Origin of the sequence: Pseudomonas subflava (assembly GCF_023823685.1) — a bacterium.
GTDB lineage: Bacteria > Pseudomonadota > Gammaproteobacteria > Pseudomonadales > Pseudomonadaceae > Aquipseudomonas > Aquipseudomonas subflava.
This window is the reverse complement of sequence record NZ_JAMXBF010000014.1, coordinates 17,825-34,624: the sequence shown is the minus strand read 5'-3', so window position 1 is coordinate 34,624 and position 16,800 is coordinate 17,825. Positions and strand designations below refer to the sequence as shown.

The following is a 16,800-nucleotide window of genomic DNA, read 5'->3' as shown; positions in this document are numbered from 1 at the left end:
CCTCCATGCAGCTCTCCTCGCTCACCGCGGTTTCCCCCGTCGATGGCCGCTACGCCGGCAAAACCAGCGCCCTGCGCCCGATCTTCAGCGAATACGGCCTGATCCGTTTCCGCGTGATGGTCGAAGTGCGCTGGCTGCAACGCCTGGCCGCCCACGAAGGCGTCGCCGAAGTGGCGCCCTTCTCCCCCGAAGCCAACGCCCTGCTCAACGAGCTGGCCGAGAACTTCGCCATCGAACACGCCGAGCGCGTGAAAGAGATCGAGCGCACCACCAACCACGACGTGAAAGCCGTGGAATACCTGCTCAAGGAACAGGCCGCCAAGCTGCCGGAACTGGCCGCCGTGAGCGAATTCATCCACTTCGCCTGCACCAGCGAAGACATCAACAACCTGTCCCACGCCCTGATGCTGCGCGAAGGTCGTGACAGCGTGCTGCTGCCGCTGATGAAGCAGATCGCCGCCGCCATCCGCGAGCTGGCGGTGAGGTTCGCCGGCGTGCCGATGCTGTCGCGCACCCACGGCCAGCCGGCCTCGCCGACCACCCTGGGCAAGGAACTGGCCAACGTCGTCTACCGCCTGGAACGCCAGATCGCTCAGGTAGCCGCCGTGCCGCTGCTGGGCAAGATCAACGGCGCCGTGGGCAATTACAACGCCCACCTGTCCGCCTACCCGCAGATCGACTGGGAGGCCAACGCCAAGCAGTTCATCGAAGGCGACCTGGGCTTGCAGTTCAACCCCTACACCACGCAGATCGAGCCGCACGACTACATCGCCGAGCTGTTCGACGCCATCGCCCGCTTCAACACCATCCTCATCGACTTCGACCGCGACGTCTGGGGCTACATCTCCCTCGGTTACTTCAAGCAGAAGACCGTGGCCGGCGAGATCGGCTCCTCGACCATGCCGCACAAGGTCAACCCGATCGACTTCGAGAACTCCGAAGGCAACCTGGGCATCGCCAACGCGATCTTCCAGCACCTGGCCAGCAAGCTGCCGATCTCCCGCTGGCAGCGCGACCTGACCGACTCCACCGTGCTGCGCAACCTCGGCGTCGGCTTCGCCCACAGCGTCATCGCCTACGAAGCCAGCCTCAAGGGCATCGGCAAACTGGAGCTGAACGAGCAACGCATCGCCGCCGACCTGGACGCCTGCTGGGAAGTCCTCGCCGAGCCGATCCAGACCGTGATGCGTCGCTACGCCATCGAGAACCCCTACGAGAAGCTCAAGGAGCTGACCCGCGGCAAGGGCATCACCCCGGCGGCGCTGCTCGCCTTCATCGATGGCCTGGACATGCCGGCTGCCGCCAAGGAGGAGCTCAAGCAGCTCACCCCGGCGAGCTACATCGGCAACGCCGTCGCCCAGGCCAAGCGCATCTGAGCGCCACCAGCCTCTCCAACGCCCGGCTGAGCCGGGCGTTTTTGTTTTAGCCATTTCATCTCTTTCAAGGGCTTAGCCATGAATCCTGATACTCCTCTGCAGCTGCTGGGCGGCCTCACTCCTCGCGAGTTCCTGCGCGACTACTGGCAACAGAAGCCCCTGCTGGTCCGTCAGGCCATCCCCGGCTTCGAGAGCCCGATCAGCGCCGACGAACTGGCCGGCCTGGCGCTGGAAGAGGAAGTCGAGTCGCGCCTGGTGCTGGAACACGGCGCACACCCGTGGGAGCTGCGCCGCGGCCCGTTCGCCGAGGACGCCTTCAGCCAGTTGCCCGAGCGCGACTGGACCCTGCTGGTGCAGGCCGTCGACCAGTTCGTCCCGGAAGTGGCCGAAGTGCTCAAGGACTTCGGCTTCCTGCCCAGCTGGCGTATCGACGACCTGATGATCAGCTTCGCCGCACCCGGCGGCAGCGTCGGCCCGCACTTCGACAACTACGACGTGTTCCTGCTGCAGGCCGAAGGCCAGCGCCGCTGGAAGATCGGCCAGATGTGCGACGCCGACAGTAAGCTGTTGCAGCACACCGATCTGCGCATCCTCGCCGACTTCGAGCAGACCGACGAATGGGTGCTGGAACCCGGCGACATGCTCTACCTGCCCCCACGCCTGGCCCACTACGGCATCGCCGAAGACGACTGCATGACCTACTCGGTCGGCTTCCGCGCGCCGAGCGCCGCCGAGGTGCTGACTCACTTCACCGACTTCCTGGCCCAGTTCCTGCCGGACGAGGAGCGCTACAGCGACGCCGGCATGGCGCCGGGCAGCGACTCGCACCAGATCCAGCAGGATGCCCTCGACCGCCTCAAGGCCCTGCTGGCCGAGCACATGAGCGACGAGCGCCTGCTGCTGACCTGGTTCGGCCAGTTCATGACCGAGCCGCGCTACCCGGAACTGGTCAACGGCCCCGAGATCGAGGAGCAGGACTTCCTCGGCGCCCTGCAGGATGGCGCCGTGCTGGTGCGCAATCCCAGCGCGCGCCTGGCCTGGAGCGAGGTGGACGTTGGCCTGGTGCTGTTCGCCAGCGGCCAGAGCCGCCTGCTGCCGGCCCACCTGCGCGAGCTGCTGCGCCTGATCTGCGCCGCCGAAGCGCTGCATGGCGACAACCTGGCGCCTTGGTTGGCCGACGAGGACGGGCGTACACTGGTACGCGAACTGGTCCAGCAAGGAAGTTTGGAGTTTGCTGATGAGTGATATTCATGTCCGCCTCGCCCACTGGCAGAAGGACAATGCCGACCTGCGACGCATCCGCGAGGCGGTGTTCGTCGCGGAACAGGCGGTGCCGGCCGAGCTCGAATGGGATGATGAGGACATCGAGGCCATGCACTTCCTCGCCTGCGAGGGTGACTACCCGATCGGGACCGCGCGCCTGCTGGCGGACGGTCAGATTGGCCGGGTCTCGGTGCTCAAGGACTGGCGCGGCCTGAAAGTGGGTGATGCACTGATGCGCGCCGCCATCGAGGCCGCCGAAGAGCGTGGTCAGCGCGAACAGCGGCTCAGCGCCCAGGTTCATGCCGCCGCCTTCTACGAGCGCCTGGGCTTCTGCATCGAGGGCGACGAGTACCTCGAGGCCGGTATTCCCCACGTGATGATGGTGCGCCATAGCGACTAGGATCGAAGCATGAGCGAAGAAAACGCCCCGATCGACGAGAACGAGCCCGAGCTACCGGCCATCGATTTCCAGTCGCCGGGGCGTTTTTCCGTGCGCAACCCGCAGAGCCAACCCGGCATCGCCAGCGAGCCGCGCGAACCGGCGCCGTTCGTCCTCGGCGGGCATGGTGACCTGGAGCGCTTCACCCGCCCGGAACAGGCACAGGCCCACGCCCTGGCGCTGTTGCAGCAGGCGCAATTCAGCTTGTGCCTGTACAGCCCCGATCTGGAGGCCTGGCTGTACAGCCACAGCAGCGTGCAGAACGCCTGCGCACGGTTTCTTCTGGCCAGCCCGAAGAACCGCCTGCGCATCCTGGTACGCGATGCCGGCAAACCGGTGAAGCAGGGTCATCGCCTGCTCAACCTCGCCCAGCGCATCACCAGCAACCTGCACATCCGCAGGATCAATCCCGATCACCCTGTCGACGAAAGCGCCTACCTTCTGGCGGATGATCGCGGCCTGCTGCTGCGTGAAGTGCCGGAGCAATACGCCGGCTACGCCCTGTACAACGACCCCGGCCGTGTGCGCCAGCGCCAGGCGCAGTTCGACCGGGCATGGGATATCAGCCTTTCCGACCCCGACCTGCGGAGCTTCCTGCTATGACCCTGCGCGCCTGCCTGCTTGCCCTGTCGCTCGGCCTCAGCCTGCCTCTGCAGGCGGCCACCGAGCTGATCCAGCTCAACTACCGCACCGCCGAGGACGTGCTACCGGTGGTGCAGTCGGCGCTCGACGGCCAGGGCAAGGTCAGCCCCTACGGCAACCAGCTGGTGATCAACGCCTCGCCGGAGAAGATCCAGGAAGTGCGCGACCTGCTGCAGCAGCTGGACACCGCGCCGCGCCGTCTGCTGATCAGCCTCGACACCAGCGAAAGCAGCTTTCAGGACCGCGACGGCTACCGCGTCGATGGCAGCGCCAGCGCAGGCGACGCCGAGGTCATCGCCGGGCGTGGCGAGGTGCATGGCCGCGACCAGGTGCGAATCATCCGCCGCTCCACCGACAGCCGCAGCGGCGGCACGCAGCAGGTGCAGGCCACCGAGGGCTACCCGGCGCTGATCCAGGTCGGCCAGAGCGTGCCGCTGACCACCACCAGCGTCGGCCCTTATGGCCAGGTGTACCAGAACACCGAGTACCGCAACGTCAACCAGGGCTTCTACGTCACCGCCAGCGTCACCGGCGACATCGTCCATGTCAGCATCAGCAGCAACAACGACCGGATGAACCAGTACCAGCAGGGCGTCATCGACACCCAGAGCACCGACACCCGGGTCAGTGGCCGGCTCGGAGAATGGATTCCGCTCGGCGGCGTCAGTGGCGAAAACAGCAGCCAGAACTCGGCGTTCCTGCGCCAGCACTCCACCCGCGGCAGCAACGACATGAGCATGCGCATCCGCGTCGAGGCCCTCGACTAAGGTCTGGCCCTCGACCATGTAGTCGCCTTAAAAAAGCACTACAAAACGATTGACGAACGCCCGTTTGAAAGCGCATGATGGCGCCGCTCCCGCTAGCCAGGGGTCCTGATTCAGGGCCTCCAGATCGCACCGACCCACCGTCGGGACGATCAGTGTCCTACCAGCCCACAAGGCAGTTCGACGAGGTTGCGACTGGAACGAGGTTGTCCTGAGGGACGGGGAAGCGTTTAGCCGTATCAGCCGGATCTGAAAGCCATTCAGCGTCACCCAACGGCATCCACGAGCCAGTCGGTGACACATCACATCGGCCCAGTTCCACTGTTCGTCTCGTCACCCCTCCTCGCGGTACATCCTCGCCTCGGTCGAATCCTCGACGTCCCAGCGGTAGCATCCCACTTCGCGACCTGTCAGCAGGTTTGTGGGCAGTCGGTGCTCAACACACACTTTTTGAAGGATTGACCATGTCCGTTTACCAGACCGAGATCAAGGCCGTTGCCGCCCTGAAAGAGAAATACGGCAGCAGCTGGGGCGCCATCAACCCCGAGTACGCCGCTCGCATGCGCGTTCAGAACCGCTTCAAGACCGGCCTGGACATCGCCAAGTACACCGCGGCCATCATGCGCAAAGACATGGCCGAGTACGATGCCGACTCCTCCAAGTACACCCAATCCCTGGGTTGCTGGCATGGCTTCATCGGTCAGCAGAAGCTGATCGCCATCAAGAAGCACCTGAAGACCACCGACAAGCGCTACCTGTACCTGTCCGGCTGGATGGTCGCCGCCCTGCGTTCCGACTTCGGCCCGCTGCCGGACCAGTCCATGCACGAGAAGACTTCCGTGGCCGCTCTGATCGAAGAGCTGTACACCTTCCTGCGCCAGGCCGACGCCCGCGAACTGGACCTGCTGTTCACCGGCCTCGACGCTGCCCGCGCCGCCGGCGACAACGCCAAGGCCGCTGAAATCCAGGCTCAGATCGACGGTTTCCAGACCCACGTCGTACCGATCATCGCCGACATCGACGCCGGTTTCGGTAACGCCGAAGCCACCTACCTGCTGGCCAAGAAGATGATCGAAGCCGGTGCCTGCTGCATCCAGATCGAGAACCAGGTTTCCGACGAGAAGCAGTGCGGCCACCAAGACGGTAAAGTCACCGTTCCGCACGTTGACTTCCTGGCCAAGATCAACGCCGTTCGCTACGCCTTCCTGGAACTGGGCATCGACGACGGCGTGATCGTCGCTCGTACCGACTCCCTGGGCGCCGGCCTGACCAAGCAGATCGCCGTGACCAACGAGCCGGGCGACCTGGGCGACCAGTACAACAGCTTCCTGGATTGCGACGAAATCTCCGCTGCCGACCTGGGCAACGGCGACGTCGTGATCAACCGCGGCGGCAAGCTGCTGCGTCCGAAGCGTCTGCCGTCCAACCTGTTCCAGTTCCGCAAGGGCACCGGCGAAGCTCGCTGCGTCCTGGACTGCATCACCTCGCTGCAGAACGGCGCCGACCTGCTGTGGATCGAGACCGAGAAGCCGCACGTTGGCCAGATCAAAGGCATGGTTGACGAGATCCGCAAGGTCATTCCGAACGCCAAGCTGGTCTACAACAACAGCCCGTCCTTCAACTGGACCCTGAACTTCCGTCAGCAAGTGTTCGACGCGTTCAGCGCCGAGGGCAAAGACGTCTCCGCCTACGACCGCGCCAAGCTGATGAGCGTCGAGTACGACGAGACCGAACTGGCCCAGGTTGCCGACGAGAAGATCCGTACCTTCCAGCGCGACGGTTCCGCTCAGGCCGGTATCTTCCACCACCTGATCACCCTGCCGACCTACCACACCGCCGCTCTGTCGACCGACAACCTGGCCAAAGGCTACTTCGCCGACCAGGGCATGCTGGCCTACGTGAAAGGCGTCCAGCGTCAGGAACTGCGTCAGGGCATCGCCTGCGTCAAGCACCAGAACATGGCTGGCTCCGACATCGGCGATAACCATAAAGAGTACTTCGCTGGCGAAGCCGCTCTGAAGGCCAGCGGTAAAGACAACACCATGAACCAGTTCCACTGATAGGAACCGGCTCCGCGGCTTAGCCGCAGGTGTTAAGTGGAAGCCCCGGCAGCGATGCCGGGGCTTCTTCGTCTCCGCCCCTTGCCAGAAACCCTCTGCGCGGCGTAACAAGAGCGCACCCGATCCCTGGATTCGCTCATGCGCAAACTCCTGATCATCAGCCTGCTCATCATCTGCCCCGGCGCCAGCGCCGATGACCTGCAACGGCTCCTGCCCGCACATACCGCGCAGGCGGTCCTCGAGCAGCTTCATGACGACCGCCATGCGCACTTCGCCGTCGTCGATTACGCCCGCCATTCCAGTCAGCCACGCTTGCTGCTGTTCGAACGCGATGACCTGCACCTGGTCGCCAGCTACCGGGTCGCCCATGGCCGCGGCTCCGACCCGGACCACGACGGTTACGCCGACAGCTTCTCCGATGCCGAGGGCAGCCGCGCCAGCTCGCTCGGCGCCTTCCGAACCACCCAGGTGTACCAGAGCGAGGAGCCGGGCCACGGCTTGTCGATGCGCCTGCTCGGCCTCAGCGCCAGCAACGCCAATGCGGAGCGGCGCGCCATCGTGCTGCACGCCAAGGATTACATGGAGGAGGATTTCATCCGGCGCCACGGCGTGGCTGGGCGCAGCCATGGCTGCCTGGTGCTGGCCGCGGCGGACCGTGACGCGGTGATCGCCGCGTTGCGCGGCGGCGCACTGATCTTCGCCGTCGACTCCCGCCAACAATCGCAGCGCTATTTGAGCCAGCGTAAATAAAAGTTGATCGGAAATAACAACAGTGCGCTCCGCTCACGCATCAATAAGCGGCTCCGCTGTAAACAATTACCGACAGACTCTTTCAGAAACGCGTCATTGCCGCTGCGAATGGCCATAGGACCAAAGCACTAAGTCTGCCCAAAGGCCTCGGCCCACCTGCATTTGCAGTGATCGCCAAGCAAATAGAGCGCAACGGCCGTTCATTTTTTTATTCGGAAAAATTTACTTGGTGCGCCAAGCGCGCATAAAATTGCCGCCACTACTTTGCAGGGCAATCCCATCGGCTTGCTCTACCATTATTAAAAAGCCGCCCCTTTACCCAAGGAGTCCCGGCATGCCTGATGCGGTAACGACCATGTCCCACAACTGGGCCTTCGCTGTATTCCTGCTCGGAGTCTTCGGGCTCATCGCCTTCATGCTCGGTCTGTCCAGCCTGCTGGGTAGCAAGGCTTGGGGCCGCAGCAAGAACGATCCGTTCGAGTCGGGCATGCTGCCCGTCGGCAATGCCCGTCTGCGCTTTTCCGCAAAATTCTATCTGGTCGCGATGCTCTTCGTGATCTTCGACGTTGAAGCCCTCTTTCTCTTCGCTTGGGCTGTCTCGGTACGCGAAAGCGGCTGGGCCGGCCTGATCGAAGCTACAGTTTTCATAGCAATTCTGTTGGCTGGTCTTGTCTATCTTTGGCGTATAGGCGCGCTCGACTGGGCGCCCGAAGGCCGTCGCAATCGGCAGGCGAAGCTAAAACAATGAGGCTTTGGCGATGCAATACAAACTTACTCGGATCGATCCGGATGCTCCCAACGAGCAGTATCCGATCGGCCAGCGGGAGACCGTAGCCGATCCACTGCTAGAGGATGAGGTCCACAAGAACATCTTCATGGGTAAGCTCGAAGATGTTCTCAACGGTGCGGTGAACTGGGGTCGCAAGAACTCCCTGTGGCCGTACAACTTCGGTCTGTCCTGCTGCTACGTGGAAATGACCACGGCCTTCACCGCGCCCCACGACATCGCCCGCTTCGGTGCGGAAGTGATTCGTGCATCACCGCGCCAGGCCGACTTCATGGTCATCGCCGGCACCTGCTTCATCAAGATGGCCCCGGTCATCCAGCGCCTCTACGAGCAGATGCTGGAGCCCAAGTGGGTGATCTCCATGGGCGCCTGTGCGAATTCCGGCGGCATGTACGACATCTACTCGGTGGTCCAGGGTGTCGACAAGTTCCTTCCCGTGGACGTCTATATTCCCGGCTGCCCGCCCCGCCCCGAGGCGTTCCTGCAAGGCCTGATGCTGCTGCAGGAATCCATCGGCCAGGAGCGTCGCCCGCTATCCTGGGTTGTTGGCGACCAAGGCATCTACCGTGCCGAAATGCCTTCGCAGAAGGAGCAGCGCCGCGAGCAACGCATCGCTGTGACCAACCTGCGCAGCCCCGACGAAGTGTGAACCGGCGTTCCGCCCCGTTCACTGACGCCGTATACCGCCGATAGCGACCGAGACCATGACTGCAGACAGCATTCTGTCCGTTCCACCGTACAAGGCCGATGACCAGGACGTGGTCGTCGAACTGAATTCCCGCTTTGGTGCCGAGACCTTCACCGTCCAGAGCACCCGCACCGGCATGCCGGTGCTGTGGGTCGCCCGTGATCGCCTGATCAACGTGCTGACCTTCCTGCGCAACCTGCCGCGCCCCTACGTCATGCTGTATGACCTGCATGGCATGGACGAGCGCCTGCGCACCCAGCGCCGCGGCCTGCCGGGCGCCGACTTCACCGTGTTCTATCACCTGATGTCGATCGAGCGTAACAGCGACGTGATGATCAAGGTCGCGCTCAAGGAAGGCGACCTGAACGTACCGACCGTCACCGGCATCTGGCCCAACGCCAACTGGTACGAGCGCGAGGTCTGGGACCTGTACGGCATCACCTTCCAGGGCCACCCGCACCTGACCCGCATCATGATGCCGCCGACCTGGGAAGGTCACCCGCTACGCAAGGACTATCCGGCGCGCGCCACCGAGTTCGATCCGTTCAGCCTGACCCTGGCCAAGCAGCAGCTGGAAGAAGAAGCCGCGCGCTTCAAGCCGGAAGACTGGGGCATGAAGCGCCAGGGCGAGCACGAGGACTACATGTTCCTCAACCTCGGCCCGAACCACCCGTCCGCCCACGGTGCGTTCCGCATCATCCTGCAGCTGGACGGTGAAGAGATCATCGACTGCGTGCCGGACATCGGTTACCACCACCGTGGCGCCGAGAAGATGGCCGAGCGCCAGTCCTGGCACAGCTACATCCCCTATACCGACCGCATCGACTACCTCGGCGGGGTGATGAACAACCTGCCCTACGTGCTGGCCGTCGAGAAGCTGGCCGGCATCAAGGTGCCGGACCGCGTCGACTTCATCCGCGTGATGCTGGCCGAGTTCTTCCGCATCACCAGCCACCTGCTGTTCCTGGGTACCTACATTCAGGACGTCGGCGCCATGACCCCGGTGTTCTTCACCTTCACCGACCGCCAACGCGCCTACAAGGTGATCGAGGCCATCACCGGCTTCCGTCTGCATCCGGCCTGGTACCGCATCGGCGGCGTCGCCCACGACCTGCCGCGCGGCTGGGACAAGCTGGTCAAGGAGTTCGTCGACTGGCTGCCCAAGCGCCTCGACGAGTACACCAAGGCCGCATTGAAGAACAGCATCCTCATCGGCCGTACCAAGGGCGTGGCCCAGTACACCACCAAGGAAGCGCTGGAGTGGGGTACCACCGGTGCCGGCCTGCGCTCCACCGGCCTGGACTTCGACCTGCGCAAGGCGCGCCCGTACTCCGGCTACGAGCACTTCGAGTTCGAAGTGCCGCTGGCCCACAACGGCGACGCCTATGACCGCTGCATGGTCCGCGTCGAGGAGATGCGCCAGAGCATCCGCATCATCGACCAGTGCCTGCGCAACATGCCGGAAGGCCCGTACAAGGCGGATCACCCGCTGACCACGCCGCCGCCGAAAGAGCGCACCCTGCAACACATCGAGACCCTGATCACCCACTTCCTGCAAGTTTCCTGGGGCCCGGTCATGCCGGCCAACGAGAGCTTCCAGATGATCGAGGCGACCAAGGGCATCAACAGCTACTACCTGACCAGCGACGGCAGCACCATGAGCTACCGCACGCGCATCCGGACGCCCAGTTATCCGCACCTGCAGCAGATCCCCTCGGTGATCCGCGGCAGCATGATCGCGGACCTGATCGCCTACCTGGGTAGCATCGATTTCGTTATGGCCGACGTGGACCGTTAATCACATGAGCCAGGCAGACCTGATCCAAACCGACCGTTTCGAACTCAGCCAGGCCGAGTACGACGCCATCGAACACGAAATGCACCACTACGAGGACCCGCGCGCGGCGTCCATCGAAGCCCTGAAGATCGTGCAGAAGCAGCGTGGCTGGGTGCCGGACGGCGCCATCTACGCCATCGCCGACATCCTCGGCATCCCCGCCAGCGACGTCGAGGGCGTGGCCACCTTCTACAGCCAGATCTTCCGCGTGCCGGTCGGCCGCCACGTGATCCGCGTGTGCGACAGCATGACCTGCTTCATCGGCGGCCACGAAAACCTGCTCGGCAGCCTCAAGGACAAGCTCGGCATCGTCCCCGGCCAGACCACCGCCGACGGCCGCTTCACCCTGCTGCCGGTGTGCTGCCTGGGTAACTGCGACAAGGCCCCGGCCGTAATGATCGACGACGACACCTACGGCAACCTCAACGGCGACTCCGTCGCCGAGCTGCTGGAGTCTTATCAATGACTGGGCGCGCCGCTATGAAGACTCTCACCTCCATCGGCCCGATCAACAGCATCGCCCGCAGCGAAGAGACCCATCCGCTGACCTGGCGCCTGCGTGACGACGCCCAGCCGGTATGGCTCGAGGAATACCAGGCGAAGAACGGCTACGCCGCCGCCCGCAAGGCCCTGAGCGAAATGGCGCAGGCCGACATCGTGCAGACCGTCAAGGACTCCGGCCTCAAGGGCCGCGGCGGTGCGGGCTTCCCCACCGGTGTGAAGTGGGGCCTGATGCCGGCCGACGAATCCATGAACATCCGCTACCTGCTGTGCAACGCGGACGAAATGGAGCCGAACACCTGGAAGGACCGCATGCTCATGGAGCAGCTGCCGCACCTGCTGGTGGAAGGCATGCTGATCTCCGCGCGCGCGCTCAAGGCCTACCGCGGCTACATCTTCCTGCGCGGCGAGTACGTCGACGCGGCCGCCAACCTGAACCGCGCCATCGATGAAGCCAAGGCCGCCGGCCTGCTGGGCAAGAACATCCTCGGCAGCGGCTTCGACTTCGAGCTGTTCGTCCACACCGGCGCCGGTCGCTACATCTGCGGTGAAGAGACCGCGCTGATCAACTCCCTGGAAGGCCGCCGCGCTAACCCGCGCTCCAAGCCGCCCTTCCCCGCCGCTGTCGGCGTGTGGGGCAAGCCGACCTGCGTGAACAACGTCGAGACCCTGTGCAACGTGCCGGCGATCGTCGCCAACGGCGTCGACTGGTACAAGACCCTGGCCCGCCCGGGCAGCGAAGACATGGGCACCAAGCTCATGGGCTTCTCCGGCAAGGTGAAGAACCCCGGCCTGTGGGAGCTGCCGTTCGGCCTCCCGGCCCGCGAGCTGTTCGAGGACTACGCCGGCGGCATGCGTGATGGCTACAAGCTCAAGTGCTGGCAGCCCGGCGGCGCCGGTACCGGTTTCCTGCTGCCCGAGCACCTGGATGCGGCGATGTTCGCCGGCGGCATCGCCAAGGTCGGCACCCGTATGGGCACCGGCCTGGCCCTGGCCGTGGACGACTCGGTCAACATGGTCTCGCTGCTACGCAACATGGAAGAGTTCTTTGCCCGCGAATCCTGCGGCTGGTGTACCCCGTGCCGCGACGGCCTGCCCTGGAGCGTGAAGATCCTCCGCGCCCTGGAGCGCAAGCAAGGCACCCAGCAGGACATCGATACCCTGCTCGGCCTGGTCAACTTCCTCGGCCCCGGCAAGACCTTCTGCGCCCATGCACCGGGCGCCGTCGAACCGCTGGGTAGTGCGATCAAGTATTTCCGTCCGGAGTTCGAGGCTGGCGTATCCAGCTCGGTCATTCCGGAACCGGCCGCCGCGCAGTTCGCGCCGGCCTGAAGCATTCACCTCGCGGCCGAGGCCGCGAAGCAACCGTGATTCCATTAGCCAAGCCTGCTCCGGCGGGTAAAGAAGAAACCTGAACCATGGCCACTATCCACGTAGACGGCAAAGATTTCGAAGTCGATGGGGCGGACAACCTGCTGCAGGCCTGTCTGTCTCTCGGGCTCGACATCCCCTACTTCTGCTGGCACCCGGCGCTCGGTAGCGTCGGCGCCTGCCGCCAATGCGCGGTGAAGCAGTACACCGACGAGAACGACAAGCGCGGCCGCATCGTCATGTCCTGCATGACGCCGGCGACCGACAACACCTGGATCAGCATCGACGACGAAGAGTCCAAGGCCTTCCGCGCCAGCGTCGTCGAGTGGCTGATGACCAACCACCCGCACGACTGCCCGGTGTGCGAGGAAGGCGGTCACTGCCACCTGCAGGACATGACGGTGATGACCGGCCACAACCAGCGCCGGTACCGCTTCACCAAGCGCACCCACCAGAACCAGCAGCTCGGCCCGTTCATCTCCCACGAGATGAACCGCTGCATCGCCTGCTACCGCTGCGTGCGCTACTACAAGGACTACGCCGGCGGCACCGACCTGGGCGTATACGGCGCACACGACAACGTGTATTTCGGCCGCGTCGAGGACGGCGTGCTGGAGAGCGAGTTCTCCGGCAACCTCACCGAGGTCTGCCCGACTGGCGTGTTCACCGACAAGACCCACTCCGAGCGCTACAACCGCAAGTGGGACATGCAGTTCGCCCCGAGCATCTGCCATGGCTGTTCCAGCGGCTGCAACATCAGCCCCGGTGAGCGCTACGGCGAGATCCGCCGCATCGAGAACCGCTTCAACGGCTCGGTGAACCACTACTTCCTGTGTGACCGCGGCCGCTTCGGCTACGGCTACACCAACCGTGAAGATCGCCCGCGCCAGCCCCTGCTTCTTGATAAGAGCGGCGGTGAAGCCAAGCTGGGCATCGACGCCGCACTGGACAAGGCTGCCGAGCTGCTCAAGGGCAAGCGTGTGATCGGCATCGGTTCGCCGCGCGCCAGCCTGGAAGGCAACTACGCCCTGCGCGAACTGGTCGGCGAAGCCAACTTCTACAGCGGCATCGCCGCCGTCGAGCTGGAAAACATCCGCCTGATCCGCGATGTGCTGCAGAACGGCCCGCTGCCGGTGCCGTCGCTGCGCGAGATCGAAGACCACGACGCCGTGTTCGTCCTCGGTGAAGACCTGACCCAGACCGCCGCGCGCGTCGCCCTGGCCCTGCGCCAGTCGGTCAAGGGCAAGGCCACCGAGATCGCCGCCTCGATGAAGATCCAGGACTGGCACATGGCCGCTGTACAGAACGTGGCCCAGGACGCCCTGCATCCGCTGTTCATCGCCAGCGTCGACGCCACCCGCCTCGACGACGTGGCCGAAGCCTGCGTGCATGCCGCGCCCGCTGACCTCGCGCGCATCGGCTTCGCCGTGGCCCACGCCATCGACCCAAGCGCCCCGGCCGTCACCGGCCTGGACGACGAGGCTGCCGAGCTGGTGCAACTGATCGCCGACGCCCTGCTGGCCGGCAAGCGCCCGCTGATCGTCAGTGGCGCCTCGCTGGGCGAGAAGAGCATCGTCGAGGCCGCGGCGAACATCGCCCAGGCCCTGAAGAACCGCGAGAAGAACGCCTCCATCAGCCTGGTGGTGCCGGAAGCCAACAGCATGGGCCTGGCCCTGTTTGGTGGTGATTCGGTCGATGCTGCGCTGGAAGCTTTGACTTCTGGCAAAGCCGACGCCGTGGTCGTGCTGGAAAACGACCTGTACCGCCGCGCCGACGCCGCCAAGGTCGATGCCGCGCTGGCGGCCGCCAAGGCAGTGATCGTCGCGGACCACCAGCAGACCGCCACCACCGCCAAGGCCCACCTGGTGCTCTCCGCCGCCAGCTTCGCCGAAGGCGATGGCACCCTGGTCAGCCAGGAAGGCCGCGCCCAGCGCTTCTTCCAGGTGTTCGAGCCGAGCTACTACGACAGCAACATCCTGGTGCGCGAGGGCTGGCGCTGGATGCACGCGCTGCACAGCACCCTGCAGGGCAAGGCCGTGGACTGGACCCAGCTGGACCAGGTCACCGAAGCCGTGGCCGCCAGCAGTTCCGCGCTGGCCGCGATCAAGGACGCCGCGCCAAACGCCTCGTTCCGCATCAAGGGCCTGAAGCTCGCGCGCGAGCCGCTGCGTTACAGCGGCCGTACCGCCATGCGCGCCAACATCAGCGTGCACGAGCCGCGTCAGCCGCAGGACCAGGACTCCGCCTTCGCCTTCTCCATGGAAGGCTATTCGGGCAGCAAGGAAGACCGCCAGCAGATTCCGTTCGCCTGGTCGCCGGGCTGGAACTCGCCGCAGGCCTGGAACAAGTTCCAGGACGAAGTCGGTGGCCATCTGCGCGCCGGTGACCCTGGCGTGCGCCTGATCGAGTCCCAGGGCAAGACCCTGGCCTGGTTCACTGTGCCGGGCGCCTTCGCCCCGGCCCAGGGCACCTGGCAGGTCGTGCCGTTCCACCACCTGTTCGGCAGCGAGGAGAACTCCTCCCGCGCAGCTCCGGTACAGGAGCGCATCCAGCCCGCCTACGTCGCCCTGGCCAAGGCCGAGGCCGATCGCCTGGGCGTCAATGACGGCGCGCTGATCAGCCTGACCGTCGCTGGCCAGGCCCTGCGCCTGCCGGTGAAAGTCAGCGAAGACCTGGCCCTGGGCCTGGTCGGCCTGCCGGCCGGCTTCGCCGGCATCCCGGCGGCCATCGCCGGCGCGACCGCTACCGGACTGCAGGAGGCCGCCCAATGAGCTGGCTGACGCCCGAACTGCTCGACGTCTTCATCGCCGTCCTCAAGGCCATCGTCATCCTGCTGGTGGTGGTGGTCTGCGGCGCGCTGCTGAGCTTCGTCGAACGCCGTCTGCTGGGCTGGTGGCAGGACCGCTACGGTCCGAACCGCGTCGGCCCGTTCGGCATGTTCCAGATCGCTGCGGACATGCTGAAGATGTTCTTCAAGGAAGACTGGACGCCGCCGTTCGCCGACAAGTTCATCTTCATGCTGGCGCCGATGATCGCCTTCGCCGCCATGCTGATGGCCTTCGCCATCATCCCGGTCACCCCGACCTGGGGTGTGGCGGACCTGAACATCGGCATCCTGTTCTTCTTCGCCATGGCCGGTCTGTCGGTTTACGCCGTGCTGTTCGCCGGCTGGTCGAGCAACAACAAGTTCGCCCTGCTCGGCAGCCTGCGTGCCTCGGCCCAGACCATCTCCTACGAGGTATTCCTGGCCCTGGCGCTGATGGGCATCGTCGCCCAGGTCGGCTCGTTCAACATGCGCGACATCGTCGACTACCAGGCCGAAAACCTGTGGTTCATCATTCCGCAGTTCTTCGGCTTCTGTACCTTCTTCATCGCCGGCGTCGCCGTGACCCACCGTCACCCGTTCGACCAACCGGAAGCGGAGCAGGAGCTGGCCGACGGTTACCACATCGAATATGCCGGCATGAAATGGGGCATGTTCTTCGTTGGCGAGTACATCGGCATCGTGACCATCTCGGCCCTGCTGGTGACCCTGTTCTTCGGCGGCTGGCACGGCCCGTTCGGCATCCTGCCGCAAATCCCGTTCATCTGGTTCGCCCTGAAGACCTGCTTCTTCATCATGATCTTCATCCTGCTGCGCGCGTCGATTCCGCGTCCGCGGTATGACCAGGTCATGGCGTTCAGCTGGAAGTTCTGCCTGCCGCTGACTCTGATCAACCTGCTGGTGACCGGCGCGCTCGTGCTGGCCTCGGCCCAGTAAGGAGAAACACGCAATGCTCAAGTACATATGGGATGTGGTGCACGGCACCTGGACCCAGCTGCGCAGCCTGGTCATGGTGTTCAGCCATGGCTTCCGCAAGCGCGACACCCTGCAATACCCGGAAGAGCCGGTGTACCTGCCGCCGCGCTATCGCGGCCGCATCGTGCTGACCCGCGACCCCGACGGCGAGGAGCGCTGCGTCGCCTGCAACCTGTGCGCCGTGGCCTGCCCGGTTGGCTGCATCTCGCTGCAGAAGGCCGAGACCGACGACGGTCGCTGGTACCCGGAGTTCTTCCGCATCAACTTCTCGCGCTGCATCTTCTGCGGCCTGTGCGAGGAAGCCTGCCCGACCACCGCCATCCAGCTCACCCCGGACTTCGAGATGGGCGAGTACAAGCGCCAGGATCTGGTGTACGAGAAGGAAGACCTGCTGATCAGCGGCCCCGGCAAGAACCCGGACTACAACTTCTACCGCGTCGCCGGCATGGCCATCGCCGGCAAGCCGAAAGGCGCCGCGCAGAACGAGGCCGAACCGATCAACGTCAAAGGCCTGCTGCCCTAA

General features: G+C 64.6%; 15 protein-coding genes. All 15 read left to right on the top strand.

What is annotated here, in order from left to right:
• Positions 1-5: 5 nt before the first annotated feature.
• The 15 genes from purB (at position 6) to nuoI (ending at position 16,800) form a co-directional block, all read left to right on the top strand.
• Complete coding sequence (gene purB, locus NF616_RS18680; protein ID WP_252275474.1) at positions 6-1,376, top strand: adenylosuccinate lyase; 1,371 nt, start codon at positions 6-8, stop codon at positions 1,374-1,376.
• 78 nt (positions 1,377-1,454) lie between these two features.
• Positions 1,455-2,621: a ribosomal protein uL16 3-hydroxylase gene (locus NF616_RS18675; RefSeq protein WP_252275132.1), complete on the top strand. Its 1,167-nt coding sequence runs from the start codon at positions 1,455-1,457 to the stop codon at positions 2,619-2,621.
• On the top strand, positions 2,614-3,039 hold the full coding sequence (locus NF616_RS18670) for a GNAT family N-acetyltransferase (protein ID WP_252275130.1): 426 nt from the start codon (positions 2,614-2,616) through the stop codon (positions 3,037-3,039). Before NF616_RS18675 ends, NF616_RS18670 begins: the two co-directional genes overlap by 8 nt.
• Positions 3,040-3,048: 9 nt before the next feature.
• Positions 3,049-3,681 carry a DUF7931 domain-containing protein gene (locus NF616_RS18665; protein ID WP_252275128.1) on the top strand — a complete coding sequence of 211 codons (633 nt, stop codon included), beginning with the start codon at positions 3,049-3,051 and terminating at the stop codon, positions 3,679-3,681.
• Positions 3,678-4,487 (top strand): secretin N-terminal domain-containing protein, encoded by an 810-nt coding sequence (locus NF616_RS18660; protein ID WP_252275126.1) that lies wholly within the window; start codon positions 3,678-3,680, stop codon positions 4,485-4,487. The genes NF616_RS18665 and NF616_RS18660 overlap by 4 nt, the downstream gene beginning before the upstream one ends.
• A gap of 461 nt (positions 4,488-4,948) precedes the next feature.
• Positions 4,949-6,544: an isocitrate lyase gene (locus tag NF616_RS18655; RefSeq protein ID WP_252275125.1), complete on the top strand. Its 1,596-nt coding sequence runs from the start codon at positions 4,949-4,951 to the stop codon at positions 6,542-6,544.
• Positions 6,545-6,682: 138 nt separating this feature from the next.
• Positions 6,683-7,294, top strand: coding sequence for a murein L,D-transpeptidase catalytic domain-containing protein (locus NF616_RS18650; RefSeq protein ID WP_252275123.1), 612 nt, complete (start codon positions 6,683-6,685; stop codon positions 7,292-7,294).
• Between the two features lie 334 nt (positions 7,295-7,628).
• On the top strand, positions 7,629-8,042 hold the full coding sequence (locus NF616_RS18645; RefSeq protein WP_252275122.1) for an NADH-quinone oxidoreductase subunit A: 414 nt from the start codon (positions 7,629-7,631) through the stop codon (positions 8,040-8,042).
• 10 nt (positions 8,043-8,052) lie between these two features.
• The gene (locus tag NF616_RS18640; protein WP_252275120.1) at positions 8,053-8,730 is read left to right on the top strand and encodes a NuoB/complex I 20 kDa subunit family protein; all 678 of its coding nucleotides are present in this window, start codon (positions 8,053-8,055) and stop codon (positions 8,728-8,730) included.
• Between the two features lie 55 nt (positions 8,731-8,785).
• The gene (gene nuoC / locus NF616_RS18635) at positions 8,786-10,567 is read left to right on the top strand and encodes an NADH-quinone oxidoreductase subunit C/D (protein ID WP_252275119.1); all 1,782 of its coding nucleotides are present in this window, start codon (positions 8,786-8,788) and stop codon (positions 10,565-10,567) included.
• 4 nt (positions 10,568-10,571) lie between these two features.
• Positions 10,572-11,072 (top strand): NADH-quinone oxidoreductase subunit NuoE, encoded by a 501-nt coding sequence (gene nuoE / locus NF616_RS18630; RefSeq protein ID WP_252275117.1) that lies wholly within the window; start codon positions 10,572-10,574, stop codon positions 11,070-11,072.
• Positions 11,073-11,086: 14 nt separating this feature from the next.
• A complete protein-coding gene (nuoF, locus tag NF616_RS18625) occupies positions 11,087-12,439 on the top strand; it encodes an NADH-quinone oxidoreductase subunit NuoF (RefSeq protein WP_252275115.1) in 1,353 nt (450 codons plus the stop codon).
• An 86-nt stretch (positions 12,440-12,525) separates the two neighbouring features.
• Positions 12,526-15,249 carry an NADH-quinone oxidoreductase subunit NuoG gene (gene nuoG, locus NF616_RS18620; protein ID WP_252275113.1) on the top strand — a complete coding sequence of 908 codons (2,724 nt, stop codon included), beginning with the start codon at positions 12,526-12,528 and terminating at the stop codon, positions 15,247-15,249.
• Entirely contained in the window at positions 15,246-16,238 is a 993-nt protein-coding gene (gene nuoH, locus NF616_RS18615) for an NADH-quinone oxidoreductase subunit NuoH (RefSeq protein WP_252275112.1), read from the top strand. The genes nuoG and nuoH overlap by 4 nt, the downstream gene beginning before the upstream one ends.
• Positions 16,239-16,251: 13 nt before the next feature.
• Entirely contained in the window at positions 16,252-16,800 is a 549-nt protein-coding gene (gene nuoI, locus NF616_RS18610) for an NADH-quinone oxidoreductase subunit NuoI (protein ID WP_252275110.1), read from the top strand.